The organism is Ralstonia nicotianae (genome assembly GCF_018243235.1).
GTDB classification, from domain to species: domain Bacteria; phylum Pseudomonadota; class Gammaproteobacteria; order Burkholderiales; family Burkholderiaceae; genus Ralstonia; species Ralstonia nicotianae.
The window spans coordinates 121649-138075 of record NZ_CP046674.1 but is presented as its reverse complement, the minus strand read 5'-3'; the positions used below and the strand labels follow the sequence as shown (position 1 = coordinate 138075).

The 16427-nt window shown below is 68.8% G+C and carries 17 protein-coding genes and 1 pseudogene; 4 read left to right on the top strand and 14 right to left on the bottom strand.

The features are described from left to right. Positions 1 to 198: 198 nt before the first annotated feature. The gene (locus tag GO999_RS00585) at positions 199 to 414 is read left to right on the top strand and encodes a DUF3820 family protein (RefSeq protein ID WP_011003216.1); all 216 of its coding nucleotides are present in this window, start codon (positions 199 to 201) and stop codon (positions 412 to 414) included. A gap of 9 nt (positions 415 to 423) precedes the next feature. On the opposite strand, the gene GO999_RS00580 is transcribed toward GO999_RS00585, so the two are convergent. Continuing rightward, positions 424 to 1320: a LysR family transcriptional regulator gene (locus GO999_RS00580; protein WP_197361296.1), complete on the bottom strand. Its 897-nt coding sequence runs from the start codon at positions 1318 to 1320 to the stop codon at positions 424 to 426. A gap of 100 nt (positions 1321 to 1420) precedes the next feature. On the opposite strand from GO999_RS00580, the gene GO999_RS00575 reads away from it, so the two are divergent. Beyond that, positions 1421 to 2377 (top strand): SDR family oxidoreductase, encoded by a 957-nt coding sequence (locus tag GO999_RS00575; RefSeq protein WP_019717240.1) that lies wholly within the window; start codon positions 1421 to 1423, stop codon positions 2375 to 2377. Here GO999_RS00575 and GO999_RS00570 read toward each other — a convergent pair. From GO999_RS00570 to GO999_RS00560, 3 genes and pseudogenes are all read right to left on the bottom strand, one after another. Next, positions 2363 to 2871: pseudogene (locus GO999_RS00570) on the bottom strand (HD domain-containing protein). The gene GO999_RS00575 and the pseudogene GO999_RS00570 sit on opposite strands and share 15 nt — an antisense overlap. A gap of 100 nt (positions 2872 to 2971) precedes the next feature. Next, positions 2972 to 3730: a sulfite exporter TauE/SafE family protein gene (locus GO999_RS00565; protein ID WP_011003220.1), complete on the bottom strand. Its 759-nt coding sequence runs from the start codon at positions 3728 to 3730 to the stop codon at positions 2972 to 2974. Between the two features lie 39 nt (positions 3731 to 3769). Then, on the bottom strand, positions 3770 to 4213 hold the full coding sequence (locus GO999_RS00560) for a hypothetical protein (RefSeq protein WP_211906461.1): 444 nt from the start codon (positions 4211 to 4213) through the stop codon (positions 3770 to 3772). Between the two features lie 119 nt (positions 4214 to 4332). Here GO999_RS00560 and GO999_RS00555 point away from each other — a divergent pair, with 119 nt between their 5' ends. Then, a complete protein-coding gene (locus GO999_RS00555) occupies positions 4333 to 4551 on the top strand; it encodes a hypothetical protein (protein ID WP_011003222.1) in 219 nt (72 codons plus the stop codon). 257 nt (positions 4552 to 4808) lie between these two features. On the opposite strand, the gene GO999_RS00550 is transcribed toward GO999_RS00555, so the two are convergent. From GO999_RS00550 to GO999_RS00510, 9 genes are all read right to left on the bottom strand, one after another. Next, complete coding sequence (locus tag GO999_RS00550; RefSeq protein WP_011003223.1) at positions 4809 to 5795, bottom strand: branched-chain amino acid ABC transporter permease; 987 nt, start codon at positions 5793 to 5795, stop codon at positions 4809 to 4811. Between the two features lie 21 nt (positions 5796 to 5816). Beyond that, positions 5817 to 6701: a branched-chain amino acid ABC transporter permease gene (locus tag GO999_RS00545; protein ID WP_019717243.1), complete on the bottom strand. Its 885-nt coding sequence runs from the start codon at positions 6699 to 6701 to the stop codon at positions 5817 to 5819. Between the two features lie 73 nt (positions 6702 to 6774). Continuing rightward, the gene (locus GO999_RS00540; protein WP_071014129.1) at positions 6775 to 7983 is read right to left on the bottom strand and encodes an ABC transporter substrate-binding protein; all 1209 of its coding nucleotides are present in this window, start codon (positions 7981 to 7983) and stop codon (positions 6775 to 6777) included. A gap of 65 nt (positions 7984 to 8048) precedes the next feature. After that, positions 8049 to 8789, bottom strand: a complete 741-nt coding sequence (locus tag GO999_RS00535; RefSeq protein WP_011003226.1) for an ABC transporter ATP-binding protein — start codon at positions 8787 to 8789, stop codon at positions 8049 to 8051. An 89-nt stretch (positions 8790 to 8878) separates the two neighbouring features. Beyond that, a complete protein-coding gene (locus GO999_RS00530; protein ID WP_011003227.1) occupies positions 8879 to 9649 on the bottom strand; it encodes an ABC transporter ATP-binding protein in 771 nt (256 codons plus the stop codon). 235 nt (positions 9650 to 9884) lie between these two features. Further along, positions 9885 to 11519, bottom strand: coding sequence for a GMC family oxidoreductase (locus GO999_RS00525; RefSeq protein WP_029240169.1), 1635 nt, complete (start codon positions 11517 to 11519; stop codon positions 9885 to 9887). Positions 11520 to 11583: 64 nt separating this feature from the next. Beyond that, positions 11584 to 12444 carry an alpha/beta hydrolase gene (locus tag GO999_RS00520; RefSeq protein ID WP_016722356.1) on the bottom strand — a complete coding sequence of 287 codons (861 nt, stop codon included), beginning with the start codon at positions 12442 to 12444 and terminating at the stop codon, positions 11584 to 11586. A 56-nt stretch (positions 12445 to 12500) separates the two neighbouring features. Continuing rightward, positions 12501 to 12980 carry a Cu(I)-responsive transcriptional regulator gene (gene cueR / locus GO999_RS00515; RefSeq protein WP_011003230.1) on the bottom strand — a complete coding sequence of 160 codons (480 nt, stop codon included), beginning with the start codon at positions 12978 to 12980 and terminating at the stop codon, positions 12501 to 12503. Further along, positions 12977 to 15223 (bottom strand): heavy metal translocating P-type ATPase, encoded by a 2247-nt coding sequence (locus GO999_RS00510; RefSeq protein WP_028853845.1) that lies wholly within the window; start codon positions 15221 to 15223, stop codon positions 12977 to 12979. The genes cueR and GO999_RS00510 overlap by 4 nt, the downstream gene beginning before the upstream one ends. A 149-nt stretch (positions 15224 to 15372) precedes the next feature. Between GO999_RS00510 and GO999_RS00505 the strand changes: the two genes are divergently transcribed. Beyond that, complete coding sequence (locus GO999_RS00505) at positions 15373 to 15573, top strand: heavy-metal-associated domain-containing protein (RefSeq protein WP_011003232.1); 201 nt, start codon at positions 15373 to 15375, stop codon at positions 15571 to 15573. Between the two features lie 64 nt (positions 15574 to 15637). On the opposite strand, the gene GO999_RS00500 is transcribed toward GO999_RS00505, so the two are convergent. Beyond that, the gene (locus GO999_RS00500; protein ID WP_011003233.1) at positions 15638 to 16363 is read right to left on the bottom strand and encodes an OmpW/AlkL family protein; all 726 of its coding nucleotides are present in this window, start codon (positions 16361 to 16363) and stop codon (positions 15638 to 15640) included. Positions 16364 to 16427 lie beyond the last annotated feature (64 nt).

Sequence of the window (16427 nt, the reverse complement as noted above, 5' to 3'; positions counted from 1 at the left end):
AACTGTGCCGGCGAGTGCTCCTCCTAGGCCAACGCCGGATCTCGGCTAAGCTAGCGGCCTCGGCTTTCCTCTAGGAGGATCGTGATACGACGCCGCTCGGGTATCGCTGCACGACCCTTGATGACCCCACAGCCACTCACGCTGCCAATTCCGCCTTGGCGAATCCATCCGCCTTCAGCTCGGCACCCTTGCTTCGCCATGACCCCCGAAGACCTCCAGCGCCTCGTCACCACCCCCATGCCCTTCGGCAAATACAAGGGCCGTCTGATCGCCGACCTGCCGGGCCATTACCTGAACTGGTTCGCGCGCGAGGGTTTTCCGCCGGGGCAGATCGGGCGGCTGCTGGCGCTGATGCAGGAGCTGGACCACAACGGCCTGAAAGGCCTGCTCGACCCCCTGCGGCAACGCGGGTGAACCGGCCGCTCAATCACCGTTGACATAACGGAGCAGCCCCGCCGCCAGCGCTTCGAAGACCACGCGACAGCGCGGACTCTCGCGCAGGTCTTCGTGCATGGCGAGCCAGGTGTCGAGCACGGGCGCCACGTCGTCGGCGAACAGCCGGACCAGGTCGGGATCGCGCCGCGCCAGCCCGACCTGGCAGATACCAATGCCGAAGCCCGCGCGCAACGCGGCCAACCCGGCCAGATCGCTGTCGGTGCGCAGCGCGAAGCGGTCGCGGCGCATCCACGGGACCTGCCCCTTCATGCCGCGGATGAAGGCGGTCTCCTTGTCGTAGCCGATCAATGCGTGGCCGGCCAGGTCGTCGAGCGTGGCCGGCGTGCCGCGACGCTCGAGGTAGCGGCGATGCGCGTGCACCCCCAGCTCGATGCCGCCGATGTGCCGCGCGACCAGCACGCCCTGGCTGGGACGCTGCATCCGCACGGCGATGTCGGCGTCGCGGCGCAGCAGATCTTCGAGGCGGTTGCTGGGCACCAGTTCGAGGATGAGGCCGGGATAGGCGGCGTGCAGATCGGCGAGGATGGCGGGCAGCACTTCCGCCGTCACCACTTCGCTGGCGGTGATGCGCACCGTGCCGCGTACGCCTTCTCCCTGGCTGGAGGCGGCACGCAGCAGCGCTGCGCTGGTCGACTCCAGCGATTCCGCATAGGGCCGCAGCGCCAGCGCCGCCTCGGTCGGACTCAAGCCCTGCTGGGTGCGGATGAACAGCGCGAAGCCGAGCGCACGCTCCAGCGCATCGACATGGCGGCCGGCGGTGGGCTGGGTCAGCCCCAGCGCGCGCGCCGCGCCCGACAGCGAACCTTCCCGCACGACGGCGAGAAACGTCCGATACAGCTCCCAGCCCGGTTCCGGATTCATCATACAAAATCGTATAACCGATCCATCATCATCAACAATTCCATGGAATGGTACGCCCATCCAGAATGCCTCCATCGCAACGCGCATCGACTGGAGAACAGCCATGGAACAGACAACACGGACCGCCCTGGTGCTGGGCGCCACGGGTGGCATCGGCGGGGAGATGGCGCGTCGACTGACGGCGCACGGATGGCGGGTGCGCGCCCTGCACCGCAACCCGGACGCGCTCGCGCGCCGCGACCCGGCGTTCGAATGGGTGCGCGGCGATGCGATGGTCCGCGACGATGTGGTCGCCGCGGCGCGGGGTGCCGCCGTCATCGTCCATGCCGTCAATCCGCCGGGCTACCGCAACTGGGCCGGGCTGGTGCTGCCGATGATCGACCACACCATCGCCGCCGCCCGTGTTTGCGGCGCGCGCGTGGTGCTGCCGGGCACGGTGTACAACTTCGGGCCGGATGCGTTTCCGGTGCTGTGCGAGACCTCGGCGCAGCAACCGCTCACCCGCAAGGGACAACTCCGCGCGGAGCTGGAACGCCGGCTGCGGGCCGCAGCCGACGACGGCGTGCGCAGCCTGATCGTGCGCGCGGGCGACTTCTTCGGGCCCGATGCCGGCAACAACTGGTTTGCCGGCGGCCTGGTACGGCCGGGGCAGGCGGTGCGTACCGTCACCTACCCGGGCGCGCACGGCATCGGCCACCAGTGGGCCTACATTCCCGACGTGGCCGAAACCATGCTGCGCCTGCTCGAACAGGACGACCGCCTGCCCGCCTTCGCGGTCTTCCACATGCGCGGTCACTGGGATGCGGATGGCACGCAGATGACGGAGGCGATCCGCCGCGCGGTCGGCCGGCCCATCCGTACGCGCCGCTTTCCGTGGTGGGCGCTACCGCTGATGGCGCCATTCTCGGTGCTCATGCGCGAACTGCGCGAGATGCGCTATCTGTGGCGGCAGCCGATCCGCATGGACAACGCGAAACTGGTCCGGACGCTGGGTGCCGAGCCGCACACGCCCTGGGACGACGCGGTGCGCGCCACGCTGCGCGGGCTACGCTGCCGTTGACACGCGGGCCACCACGGCCAGGAAATGGGACCGGCCGGGCGTGGGGCAGCCGGCCACCTTGGCGCGATCGTCCCAGCAGCGCATCGTCTGCGTACGGGCGACGCTGAAAAGCCGCGGCCTCGTCGGCGGAAAAGACGCCACCCTGCAGCACAAGGCTGCGCACCGAATCGGCCGACGGGCATGCGTGGTCGCTCGCATCGGTGGCGCACAGGCAACGCTTGGCGTCCACGTACAAGCAGATCGGTTCAAGCCCGGCATCGGGAAAGCGCGCGCAGGAACGGCAACGCGAAATACTGGTGCTGGTTGTCGATGCCGCGTCCGCTAGGCGTTTCGCCTTGCCGGTTCAGCAGGTGGCCGAGGTCGTGCAGCGGCGCGGCGGTAACGAGCACAGCCGTCTGCGGGGCATGCTCACGCTGCGTGACGGGCTTGCCACTGTAGGCGATGTCGCCATGGCGATCAAACAGCGTGCGGATATCGTCGCGGCTCAGCGCCATGGTCACCTCCCGAAGCCCAGCTTAGCCGGCGGCTGCGGCAGCGCCATGACCGGATGTGCGGATCGCCAGCCCGGCGTGCGTCCGGAGACCCGCAGGCAGGTCAGCGCAGGAAAGCGTCGTAAGCGGTCTTCAGGATCAGCGCCAGCACCACGGCGATGAACATCTTGCGCACGAAGCGGCTACCGTGCTTGAGCGCCAGGTAGCTGCCCGCCTGGTTGCCGAGCACATTGGCCACCGCCATTACCAGGCCCAGCTGCCACCACACGTGCCCCTTGCTCGCCAGCAGCAGCAAGGCCGCCACGTTGGTCGCCAGGTTGACGATCTTGGTGGATGCGGAAGCATGCAGGAAGTCGTAGCCGAACACCCGCACGAACACGATCATCAGGAAGCTGCCGGTGCCCGGGCCGAACACGCCGTCGTAGAAGCCGATGATGGCGCCGGCCAGCAGCGCCACCCCACGCTCGCGCCAGCCGGCGAGGCTGGGCGCATGCTCGGCGCCGAGATCCTTCTTGGCGACGGTGTAGACCAGCAGCAGCACCAGCACGAAGGGCAGCGCGCGACGCAGCGGTTCGGCGGGGATGTGCGTGAGCGCCCAGGCCCCCAGCAGCGAGCACAGGAACGCCGTCACCACCGCCGGCGCCGTCGCGCCCCAATAGATGCGCACCGTGCGGCCATAGCGCGCCGCCGCCGTGGCGGTGCCGGACATCGAGGCGAGCTTGTTGGTGCCGATCAGCGTGGCCGGCGCGAGATTGGGATACGCGGAGAACAGCGCGGGAATCTGCACCAGGCCGCCGCCACCGGCCACGGCATCGATCAGGCCGGCCAGAAAGCCGGCCACGGCGAGCAATACGAAATCCATCAGGAAACCAACGGGAACAGGACAGGACAGCGGATGCGGCTAGCCCAGCGACTTCGGCGTCGGGCGCTCGGCGCGCAGCCAGCACCCGCCGGCCTCCGGCACGAAGCCGAGCGCGGCGGCATCGGCGGCGGACAGTGCGGCGGGCGGCAGCAGGACGTGGAGTATGCCATGCGCGCGGGCGTACTCGCCCACCGCGGCGAGCGCAGCATCGCGCGTGCGCGGCCCGCCGCCGAATACCTGCACGCCGGCTGGCAGCCATGCCACCAGCCCGCCCAGCACCAGGTGCGGCACCAGCGCGACCGGCGCCACGCCCACAAGCGACGCCCCCTCCTCGACCAGCAGGCACGGATGCTGGCTCGGATGGCCGAGCAGCGCGTCGACGGCGTGCGCCAGCTGGAGCGGCGCGGCAGCGCAGGCACCGGCCAGCGCCGACAGCAGGCGGGCGCGGTCTTCCGGATGGGCAAGGCGGGTGGATGGCGGCATGGTCGGCTCGGGCGAAGGCGCCATTGTCATGCAGCGGCCGCATGGATGTCGACGCCGAATGCATTTCTCTTGTCGCTCGGCGCCGGCCAGAATGGGACACGTCTCCGAGGAGCCCCGCCATGGCCGACCCCACCCGCGCCCTGACCCTGCAGCTGCTGCAATCGCTGGCCGAACGGCCGCGGCCCTACGCGGAGGTGCTGGAAACTTGGCGGACCTCATGCCCGCGGCTGTCGATCTGGGAGGATGCATGCATCGACGGGCTGGTGGACTGCGCGCCCGATACGCACCTGGTGACCGTCAGCGCCCGGGGCCGGGCCCTGCTGGCGGCTGGCGCCTGACGGACGGCGCCACCGGCGCCACCAAAACGAAAAGCCCTGCCGGGGATCACCCGGCAGGGCCTCTGTTTTATTTGGGCATCTCCACCTACACGGTGTGTGCCATCGTCTCCTCGCTCCCGCCTCATTATTTCGTGCGAAAACCGTAACGAGACTGTAAAAGATGCACCGCAATGCAGCAACTAGAGCAAACCCTTACAGTGCATCGCGCACCAAGTTCGCCCATCTGAGCGACTTTTACATCTCATCTGCGCGGCAACTCAACGCTTCAGCCAGGGCACCCTGGCGGCGATCTCGCCCATGATGCCACGGCGGAAGGTCAGCACGCAGATCACGAAGATCGCCCCGGTGACCGTGGTCACCGATTCGCCCAGCACGTTGAAGCCGTCCATGCCGGTCGCGCCGGCCAGAAAGGCGCCGAGATCGCCCAGCTTGTTCTCCAGCGCGATCACCAGCGCCGCGCCCAGGATCGGGCCGGACAGGATGCCCAGGCCGCCCACCAGCGTCATCAGGATCACCGAGCCCGACATTGCCCAGTGCACGTCGGTCAGCGTCTCGAAGCCCAGCACCAGCGTCTTGAGCGCGCCGGCCAGCCCCGACAGCGCCGCCGACAGCACGAAGGCCAGCAGCTTGAAGCGGTCGGTATCGTAGCCCAGCGAGATCGCGCGCGGCTCGTTTTCCTTGATGGCCTTGAGGATCTGGCCGAATGGTGAATGGATGGTCCGCACGATCAGCAGAAAGGCCACCACCACCACGGCCAGGACGAAGTAGTACAGCGTCAGGTCGGACGACAGGTCCAGCATGCCGAGCAGCTTGCCGCGCGGCACGCCCTGCAGGCCGTCCTCGCCGCCGGTGAACGGCGCCTGCAGGCAGAAGAAATAGAACATCTGCGCCAGCGCCAGGGTGATCATCGCGAAATAGATGCCCTGGCGGCGGATCGCCAGCAGCCCCACCACCAGGCCGATCAGCGCCCCCGCCGCGGTGCCGGCGATCAGGCCCAGCTCGGGCGTCAGGTTCAGGTCCCGCATCAGGTAGCCGGCCACGTAGCCCGCGCCGCCGAAGAAGGCGGCGTGCCCGAACGACAGCAGCCCGGTATAGCCGAGCAGCAGGTTGAAGGCCGAAGCGAACAGCGCGAAGCACAGCAGCTTGGCGACGAACACCGGGTACGCCCCCGCCAGCGGCGCGACGATCAGCGCCGCCAGCAGCAAGCCGTACAGGATGAACTTGAAGGAGGACGAGTGGTTCATGTTGGCCGCGTCGCTTGTCTCTTATTTCTCTCTGCCGAACAGGCCCGCCGGGCGCACCAGCAACACCAGCGCCATGATCACGAACACCACGGTGGACGAGGCCTGCGGATAGACCACCTTGGTCAGCCCCTCGATCACGCCCAGCCCCAGGCCGGTGACGATCGAGCCGAGGATCGACCCCATGCCGCCGATCACCACCACCGCGAACACGGTGATGATCATGTTCTGCCCCATCAGCGGCGAGATCTGGATCACGGGCGCGGCCAGCACGCCGGCGAACGCCGCCAGCGCCACGCCGAAGCCATAGGTGAGCGTGACCATCAGCGGCACATTGACGCCGAAGGCCTCGACCAGCTTGGGGTTCTCGGTGCCGGCGCGCAGGTAGGCACCCAGCTTGGTCTTCTCGATCATGAACCAGGTGGCGAAGCACACCGTCAGCGACGCCACCACCACCCAGGCCCGATAGTTGGGCAGCACCATGAAGCCGAGATCGGTGGCGCCGGACAGCAGCTCGGGCGTCGAATACGGCAGGCCCGACACACCGTAGACGGCACGGAACACGCCTTCGATGACCAGCGTCACGCCCAGCGTCAGCAGCAGCCCGTAGAGGTGGTCGAGCTTGTAGATGAAGCGCAGCATGGTGCGTTCGATCACCACGCCCACCACGCCGACCGCGAGCGGCGCGGCCACCAGCATCACCCAGTACGGCAGGTCGAGATACGACAGGCCCATCCAGGTGAGCACGGCGCCCAGCATGAACAGCGCGCCGTGCGCGAAATTGATGACGTTGAGCAGCCCGAAGATGACCGCAAGGCCCAGGCTCAGCATCGCGTAGAAGGAACCGTTGACCAGGCCCAGCAGCAGCTGGCTGAGCATGGCCGGTAGCGGAACGCCGAAGATTTCCATCACGTATCGGGAAAAAGAGACCGTTGCCGGCGCCGCCCGGCACGCGCCGGACGACACCGGATGGCTTGCCGCCTTACTTCTTGAGCAGCGGGCACTTCGACTCGGCCGGCGTGGTGAACGCCTGGTCGCCCGGAATGGTCGCCACGATCTTCATGTAGTCCCACGGCTTCTTCGACTCGGCCGGGGTCTTCACCTGCATCAGATACATGTCGTGGACATAGCGGCCATCGGCGCGGATCGCGCCCTTGGAGAAGAAGTCGTTGAGCTGCGTCTTCTTCAACTGCGCGATCACCTTGTCCGGGTCATCCGTGCCGGCCGCGGCCACCGCCTTGATGTAGTTCGACACGGCCGAGTAGTCGGCGGCCTGCAGGCTGCTCGGCATCTTCTTCATCTTGGAGAAGTACCGGGTGGCGAACTTGCGGGTGGCGTCGTTCATGTCCCAGTACCAGCTGTCGGTCATCAGCAGGCCCTCGGCGGTCTGCAGGCCGAGGCTGTGCACGTCGTTGATGAACATCAGCAGGCCGGCGATCTTCATCGTCTTGGTGATGCCGAACTCCTTGGCCGCCTTGATCGAGTTGATGGTGTCGCCGCCCGCGTTGGCCAGCCCCAGGATCTGCGCCTTGGACGCCTGCGCCTGCAGCAGGTACGACGAGAAGTCCGAGGCCGACAGCGGATGCTTGACCGAGCCCACCACCGTGCCGCCGTTGGCCTTGACCACGGCGGCGGTATCGTTCTCCAGCGAATGGCCGAAGGCGTAGTCGGCGGTCAGGAAGAACCACGACTTGCCGCCCTGCTTGACCACCGCGCTGCCGGTGCCCTTGGCCAGCGCCACCGTGTCGTACGCGTAGTGGATGGTGTACGGCGTGCACTCCTCGTTGGTCAGGCGGGCCGTGCCGGCGCCGATGCCGATGAAGACGCGCTTCTTCTCCGCCGCCACCTTGCTCATCGCCAGCGAGGTGGCCGAGTTTGTGCCGCCCAGCAGCATGTCGATGCCCTGCTGGTCCATCCACTCGCGGGCCTTGGAGGCGGCGATGTCGGCCTTGTTCTGGTGGTCGGCCGTGACCAGTTCGATCGGCTTGCCGAGCACCTTGCCACCCGCATCCTCGATCGCCATCTTGACCGCCTCGACGCCGCCCTGCCCGTCGATGTCGGCATACAGGCCGGAGAGATCGGTGATGTAGCCGATCTTCACCTTGTCGCCCGAGACCTGGGCATGCGCGCCGGATGCCGCAAGGCCCAGTCCTGCCGCCATCAGTGCACCAGCCAGCTTCTTGAGTGTCATCGTCTTGTCTCCTGTGTCGTGCGCGCCGGACGGATCACGCCCCGCGCAAAGGTCAAGCAAAGCGATCAAACGCCGAGCAGCTCGTGCAGTATCGGCATCTTGTCCTGCAGCTGGGCCGCCTCGAAACGCTCGACGATGCGGCCGTGTTCCATCACGTAGAAGCGGTCGGCCAGCGGCGCCGCGAAGCGGAAGTTCTGCTCCACCATCACCACCGTGTAGCCGCGCTTCTTGAGCATCAGGATCATGCGGGCCAGCGCCTGCACGATCACCGGCGCCAGGCCCTCGGAGATCTCGTCGAGCAGCAGCAGGTTGGCCCCCGTACGCAGGATGCGCCCGACCGCCAGCATCTGCTGCTCGCCGCCCGACAGGCGCGTGCCCTGGCTGTTGCGGCGCTCCTTCAGGTTGGGAAACATCTCGTAGATCTCGGCCACGCTCATGCCCGCGTTGCCGCGCGTGGCCACCTGGCCCTTGAGCACCGGCGGCAGCAGCAGGTTCTCCTCGCACGACAGGCTGGCGAAGATGCCGCGCTCCTCCGGGCAATAGCCGATGCCGCAATGGGCGATGCGGTGCGTGGGCAGGCCGATGGTCTCGACACCCTGGCCGGCATCGTCGTGCACGACGATGGACCCCTTGCGCGTGCCGACCAAGCCCATGATGGCGCGCAGCGTGGTGGTGCGGCCCGCGCCGTTGCGGCCGAGCAGCGTGACGACCTCGCCGCGGTTCACGGTCAGGTCGACGCCGTGCAGGATGTGCGACTCGCCGTACCAAGCGTGCAGGTCCTTGATCTGGAGCGCGGGCGTGCTCATGCGGTGTTCTCGTGGGTCCGGGTCAAACATTCGATGACGCATGCGGTGGCGTGCCGTGCCCCCCGCCGCGCCGATGGCCGCGGGCGGCGTCAGTGGCCTTCCAGCGCCGCATCGGCGGTGCCCATGTAGGCCTCCATCACCTGCGGGTTCTTCGAGACGTCTTCGTACGGGCCCTCGGCCAGGATCTGGCCGCGCTGCAGCACCGTGATCTTGTCGGCGATGGACGACACCACGTTCATGTTGTGCTCGACCATCAGGATCGTGCGGCCCTCGGCCACGCGCTGGATCAGTTCGGTCACGCGGTCCACGTCTTCGTGGCCCATGCCCTGCGTCGGCTCGTCGAGCAGCATCAGCTCGGGCTCCATCGCCAGCGTGGTGGCGATCTCCAGCGCGCGCTTGCGGCCATAGGGCAGCTCCACCGTCACCGTGCCGGCGAACGGCGTGAGGCCCACCTGGTCGAGCAGCTGCATGGCCCGGTCGTTGAGCACCGCCAGCGTCTTCTCGCTGCGCCAGAAGGCATAGGCCGTGCCGAGCTGGCGCTGCAGCCCGATGCGAACGTTTTCCAGCACGGACAGGTGCGGAAACACGGCGGAGATCTGGAACGAGCGGATCACGCCCCGGCGCGCGATCTGCGCCGGCCGCTCCGGCGTGATGTCGACGCCGTTGAACAGGATGGTGCCGCGCGTGGGCACCAGGAATTTGGTCAGCAGGTTGAAGCAGGTGGTCTTGCCGGCGCCGTTCGGGCCGATCAGGGCGTGGATGGAACCGCGCCGCACGCGGAGGTTGACGTCGGACACGGCGGTGAAGCCCTTGAAGGCCTTGGTGAGTCCTCGCGTCTCGAGAATGATGTCCTGCGCCATGATTCCCAGCTGTCTCCCGCCGTCTTCTTATATAGCGAATGATTGTCGACGGCTGCTGCGTCGCAAAACATCGGGGTTTGTACCGAGGTGCCTGAGCCCCGGCTTGCGGCCGCCAACCCGCGCCGGCATTGAATTTGCGGCCCGCCGAAGGGCTTACGTAGAGTTACGTACCGGGACCTCGCCGAGGGCCCATCCATATGACACGGCCGTCATGTCACGGCCGTGTCGAAGCCCGTCAGGCCGGCACGGCCTCGCCCCGCGCGCGGGCCCGCCGCGCCGCGCGGATCATCTCGCCGGCCTTCTCCGCGATCATGATGGTCGGCGAGTTGGTGTTGCCGGAGGTGATGGTCGGCATGACGGATGCGTCGACCACGCGCAGGCCCTCGATGCCGCGTACCCGCAGCTGCGCGTCGACCACCGCGCCGGCGTCGTCCGCCCGGCCCATGCGGCAGGTGCCGACCGGGTGGAAGATGGTCGTGCCGATATCGCCGGCGGCGCGCGCGAGGTCTTCGTCGGTCTGGAGCGCGGCGCCGGGCAGATATTCCTCCGGCCGGTACCTGGCCAGCGCCGGCTGCGACACGATGCGGCGCGTCAGGCGCAGCGAAGCGGCAGCGACCTTGCGGTCGGCGTCCGTCGACAGATAGTTGGGCGCGATGACCGGCGCGGCGAACGGATCGGCCGAGGCGAGATGCACCGTGCCGCGCGAGGTCGGCCGCAGGTTGCAGACGCTGGCCGTGAACGCATTGAAGGCGTGCAGCGGATCGCCGAACTTGTCGAGCGACAGCGGCTGCACGTGGTACTCCACATCCGGCCGCGCCACGGACGGATCGGACCGGGCGAACGCGCCCAGCTGCGACGGCGCCATGCTCATCGGCCCGCTCCGGTTGAAGGCGTACTGCATGCCGATCATGGCCTTGCCCCACCAGCTGGCGGCGCGCGTATTGAGCGTCGGCACGCCGTGCACCTTGATCACGCTGCGCAGTTGCAGGTGGTCCTGCAGGTTCTCGCCGACGCCGGGCAGCGCGCAGCGCACGGCGATACCCAGTGCCTGCAGCCGCTGCGGCTGCCCGATGCCCGACAGCTCCAGCAGCTGCGGCGAGTTGACCGCGCCCGCCGACAGCACGACCTCTTCGCGCGCGGCCGCCGCGTAGTCCTGCCCCGCACCGCGATACGTCACGCCCGTGCAGCGCCTGCCGTCGAAGGTCAGCGCCCGCACCAGCGCCCCGGTCACGATGGTCAGGTTCGGCCGCAGCGACGCCGGCCGCAGGAACCCCTTGGCCGTGTTCCAGCGGATGCCACGCTTCTGGTTGACCTCGAAGTAGCCCACGCCGAAGTTGTCGCCGCGGTTGAAATCCTCCGTGCGCGGAATGCCGGCCTGCACCGCCGCCTCGATGAAGCTCTCCAGAATCTGCCAGTGCAGCCGCTGCGGCTCCACCCGCCATTCGCCGCCGGCGCCGTGCCAGGCGTCGGCACCGCCGTGGTAATGCTCCGAGGCCTTGAAGAACGGCAGCACCGCGTCCCACCTCCACGAATCGTCACCGGTCAACGCCGCCCAGCCGTCGTAGTCCTCGCGCTGGCCGCGCATGTAGATCATCCCGTTGATCGACGAGCAGCCGCCCAGCACGCGGCCGCGCGGATACCCCAGCGAACGGCCGTTCAGGCCCGGCTCGGCCTGCGTGCGATACAGCCAGTCAGTGCGCGGGTTGCCGATGCAATACAGGTAGCCGACGGGGATGTGGATCCAGTGATAGTCGTCCTTGCCGCCGGCCTCCAACAGCAGCACCGACACTTCCGGATCCAGCGTCAGGCGATTGGCCAGGACGCAGCCCGCCGAGCCCGCGCCGATGATGATGTAGTCGTAGGTCTCCATGTCTCCTGCCTGCTCTTGGGTGTTTTGTTCTTGTCCGATCGCCGGTGGCCCGGCCCCCCCGGGCTCAGATCCGCCCGGCCAGCCACGCCCGCATCGTCCCGAACGCTTCACCGCGCATCGGCTCGGCCTCGTTGAACAGCTCGTGATACGCGGTCTCGAACCAGGCCAGCGTGCGCAGGTCCTCCGGCGCGCCGGCGCAGAAATCCCGGCTGCCCGAAGGATCGACGATGGTGTCCGCCCCGCCCGCCAGCAGCAACATGGGCGCCTCCAGCCGGGGCGCGTCCTGCTGCGCCTGGGTGATGGCGTTGAGCATGAACGCCAGCACCGATGCGCTGATGGTCTTCTGCACCTGCGGATCCGCCCGATACGCGGCGCCCACCGACGGATCATGCGACAGCCTGGCAGGATCGACGGGATTGGGCACCGGCAGCTTCGGCGCCAGCGCGCTGAGCAGCCCGCGCACGGCATTGGCGCCGGGCGGCAGCTTGAGCCGCAGCGCCGGCGACGACAGCAGCACGCCGCGCACCGGCCGCACGCGCGCGGTGGCGAAGCGCGCGACGATCAGCCCGCCCATGCTGTGGCCGAGCACGAACGGCATCTCGTTCCACTCGGCGACGACGGCATCGAGAATTTCCGCGAGATCGGTGAGGTAGTTGTCGGGCGCGTCGAGCGCCATGCGCGGGCCGCCGCTCCTGCCGTGGCCGCGCAGATCGAAGGCGCGCACGCGCAGGCCGAGCTCGCACAGCACCTGCGCCACATGCGGATACCGGCCGCTGTGCTCGGCCATGCCATGCACGAGGATGACGGTGCCGCGGGGCTCACCCGCCTCGGGCGCCGGCAGCCAGGTCCGCACAAACAGCTCGGTGCCGTCCTTCATCCGCTGGCGCGTCTCCAGCGCATCGACCGTGGCGGGGGCTTGCGTCATGGGCGTCTCCTCGTTGGGTTGCCTGATTGTGGCATAGACGCCGCGCGCCGCGATGGTCAGCCGTGTCGGTCCGGATCGGGCAGCGCTGCATCGCAGCAGGGCGAAGCCTCCCCGGCCACGCCCTCGAGGATCGGGCAGTCCGGGCGGTCGTCGCCGTGGCAGGCGTCGGCGAGCGTCACCAGCGTATCGCGCATGCCTTGCAGTTCGCGGATGCGCGCGTCGAGGTCGGCCACGTGGCGCAGCGTGATGGCCTTCACGTCGGCGCTGGCGCGCGCGCGGTCGTGCCACAGCGAGAGCAGCGTGCGAATCTCTTCGAGCGAAAACCCGAGCGAACGCGCCCGGTGGATGAACCGCAGCACGTGCAGCGCGCGCGGATCATAGACCCGGTAGTTGCCCTCGGTGCGCGGGCTGGGCGGCAGCAGGCCGATGCGCTCGTAGTAGCGGATCATCTTGGCCGACACGCCGCTGGCCCTGGCCGCCTCGCCGATGTTGACGGGGCCGTCTTGCGATGCATCGTTCAGGTCGGCACGGGTCATGCGCGGTCTCCCCCGGCGGTGGCGGTTTCCCAGCGCGGGTGCCAGCGCCGCAGCATCAGCGCGTTGGTGACGACGCTCACGCTGGAGAACGCCATCGCCGCGCCGGCAAAGGTGGGCGACAGCAGCCCGAAGGCCGCCAGCGGAATCCCCACCACGTTGTAGACGAACGCCCAGAACAGGTTCTGGCGGATCTTGGCCACCGTGCGCTGCGACAGGTCGAGCGCGGCCGGCACCAGGCGCGGCTCGCCGCGCATCAGCGTGATGCCGGCGGCCTGCATGGCGACATCGGTGCCGGTGGCCATGGCGATGCCGACATCGGCCGCGGCCAGCGCGGGCGCGTCGTTGATGCCGTCGCCGACCATCGCCACCACGTGGCCGCCGCGCTGCCATGCCGTCACCCGCGCGGCCTTGTCCTGCGGCAGCACCTGCGCGGCCACCGTCTCGATGCCGAGCGCCTCGGCCACGCCGCGCGCGGCGCCGGCGTTGTCGCCCGTCACCAGCGCGGTGCGGATGCCGCGGCGGCGCAGTTCGGCCACCGCCTCCCGCGCCCCCGGCTTGAGCGCATCGCCGAACGCAATCAGGCCGCGCAGCTGCGCCGGGCCGCCCGCTTCGGCCCGCGCCAGCCAGGAGACGGTCTGGCCCTGCGCCTCCAGCGCATCGGCACGTGCCTGCAGGCGGGTGCGATCGAGTTGCAGCTCGTCCATCCAGCGCGCATTGCCGAGCGCCAGCACCGCGCCGTCCACGACACCGCGCACGCCCCGGCCGGCCAGGACTTCGGGCGATTGTGCCGGCGCGACACCACGGCCGCGCGCCGATGCATGGTCGCGCGTGGCCTGCGCCAGCGGGTGCGTGTGCTCGGCCTGCAGCGCGGCGAGCTGGTCGAGCACGGCGTCCGCGTCGATGCCCGGCGCCGCTTCCACCGCCACCACGCGCGGCTGGCCGAGCGTCAGCGTGCCGGTCTTGTCGAACACCACGAAGTCCACCTGCTGCGCGCGCTCCAGCGCCTGCGCATCGGCGATCAGGATGCCGCGCCGCGCGCCGGCCCCGGTCCCGGCCATGACGGCCGACGGCGTCGCCAGCCCCAGCGCGCACGGACAGGCGATCACCAGCACCGCCACCGCATTGACGATGGCGCTCTCCCACCCGGCCCCCGCGATCATCCAGCCGGCCAGCGTCACCAGCGCGGCCACCAGCACGGCCGGCACGAAGATCGCGCTGACACGGTCCACCAGCTGCTGGATCGGCGGCTTGGCGGCCTGCGCATCCTCGACCAGGCGGATGATGCGCGAGAGCATGGTGTCCGCGCCGATGGCCGTGGTGCGCACCAGCAGCACGCCATCGGTGGCGATGGCGCCGGCCGTCACGTGGTCACCCGCGCGCTTCGGCACGGGCAGGCTCTCACCGGTCAGCATCGACTGATCGACATGGCTGGCGCCCTCCACCACCGTGCCGTCGACGGCAATGCGCTCGCCCGCGCGCACCGACACCGCATCGCCCACGCGAACCCGGGCGATGGGCACGTCCCGCAGCGTGCCGTCGGCACCGCGCACGCGGGCGGTGTCGGGCCGCAGCGCCTGCAGCGCGCGGATGGCCTGGGCGGTCTGCCGCTTGGCGCGCGCCTCCAGCCACTTGCCCAGCCGCACCAGCGTGATGACGACCGCGGCGCTCTCGAAGTACAGGTGCGGCATGTCGCCCGCATCGGCACGCCACCACAGCCACAGCGACAGTCCGTAGGCCGCGGAGGTGCCCAGCGCCACCAGCAGGTCCATGTTGCCGGCCCCCGCGCGCAGCGCCTTCCAGCCGGCCCGGTAGAAACGCGCGCCGATCACGCACTGCACCGGCGTCGCCAGCAGCCATTGCAGCCACGCCGGCAGCATCCACCCGGCCCCCAGCCAGCCGGCCACCATCGGTGCCACCAGCGGCAGCGACAATGCCGCCGATACCCACACGGGGCCGGGGCCGTCCCAGAAACCCGGCGCGGCGCCGGGCGGCTCGGCCGCCGTTTCGTCCGACGCGACGCGCGCTTCATAGCCGGCCGCCACCACCGCCGCGACCAGCGCATCGCCGCTGACGGCGGCGCCCCGCTGGACGCGCGCGCGTTCGGTGGCGAGATTGACACTGGCCTGCGTCACCCCGGGCACCGCGCGCAGCGCGCGTTCGACCCGGCCGGCGCAGGCGGCACAGGTCATCCCCTCGATTTCCAGGTCGAGCGAAGCAGCATCGGCAAGGCTGGCGGCAGTCATGGGCAACAGGTCGGATGGATGGAAGATGGCATCAACCTAGACCTTCCCATATTAGGAAGGTCAAGCGCATCTTACGCTTGCGTTTCCCATGGTGGGAAGGTTCATACTGCCGCTGTGTACCCTTCTTCCCTCTTTCCTTGGAGCCGAACATGACGACGTTTTCCGTTGAAGGCATGAGCTGCGGCCACTGCGTCGCCGCCGTCACCCGCGCCGTGCAGCAGATCGATGCCACCGCCCAGGTGCAGGTGGACCTGTCCAGCCAGACCGTTGCGGTGCGCAGCGGCGCGGGCACGGATGCCCTGCGCCAGGCCATCGAGCAGGCCGGCTATCCGGTCAAGGCTGTTGCCTGAGCCGTCGGGCCAATAAAAAAAGGCGTGCCGCCATGGCACGCCTTTTTTGTGGGCGCGGCGCCGCTCAGAAACGGTAGCCGACCGACAGGAAGGTCACGATCGGGTTGATCTTGATCTTCGCTTCGGTCACGGCATGCTGGCCGTTGGCCAGCGTGGTATCGATCTTGGCCGTGGTCTTCAGCGGCAGGTACGACACCGACAGGCCAAGGAACCAGTCCTTGGTGATGGCGTACGTGGCGCCCGCGCTCACCACCGGGTTGAGCGAGCTGTCGGTCGACACGGTGCTCGTGCTCGGGAAGCCGTTGCCCAGCACCTGGGTCTGGAACGCGCTGTTGGTGATCTTCTCGTCGGTGAACCAGGTGTAGTTCAGGCCTGCGCCGACATAGGGACGGAACTTGCTGTCCGCGCCGCCGAAATACCACTTGGCCAGCACGGTCGGGCTCCATTGCTTGGCCGAGCCGATCTGGCCGTAGCGCGCGAAGGAATCGGTGCCCTCGATCTTGTGGCGCGGCGGGATGCCGCCGACCAGTTCGACCGCCAGGTTGTCGGTGAAGAAGTGCGTGAAGGCGAGGCCGAGCGTATCGGCGTCCTTGATCTTGGCGCCCGTGTTCGGTACCGACCGGTTGAGCGGCACACCACCCACGCTGTCGATCTGCAGCGGGTCGCTCGAGCTGTTCGGCATGACGCGGAACCAGCCGAGGCTGACGATGTTGCTCCCCGCGCTTTGGGCGTGGGCAGCAGTGGCAAGGATCATCCCGGCGGCGGCCGCCAGTGCTTTTTTATAGGCCATGTCTGTGGTTGCTCCTGTAAGAGATGCATGCGGCGCAAACGATACCGGTGCATTCTAAGTCTCC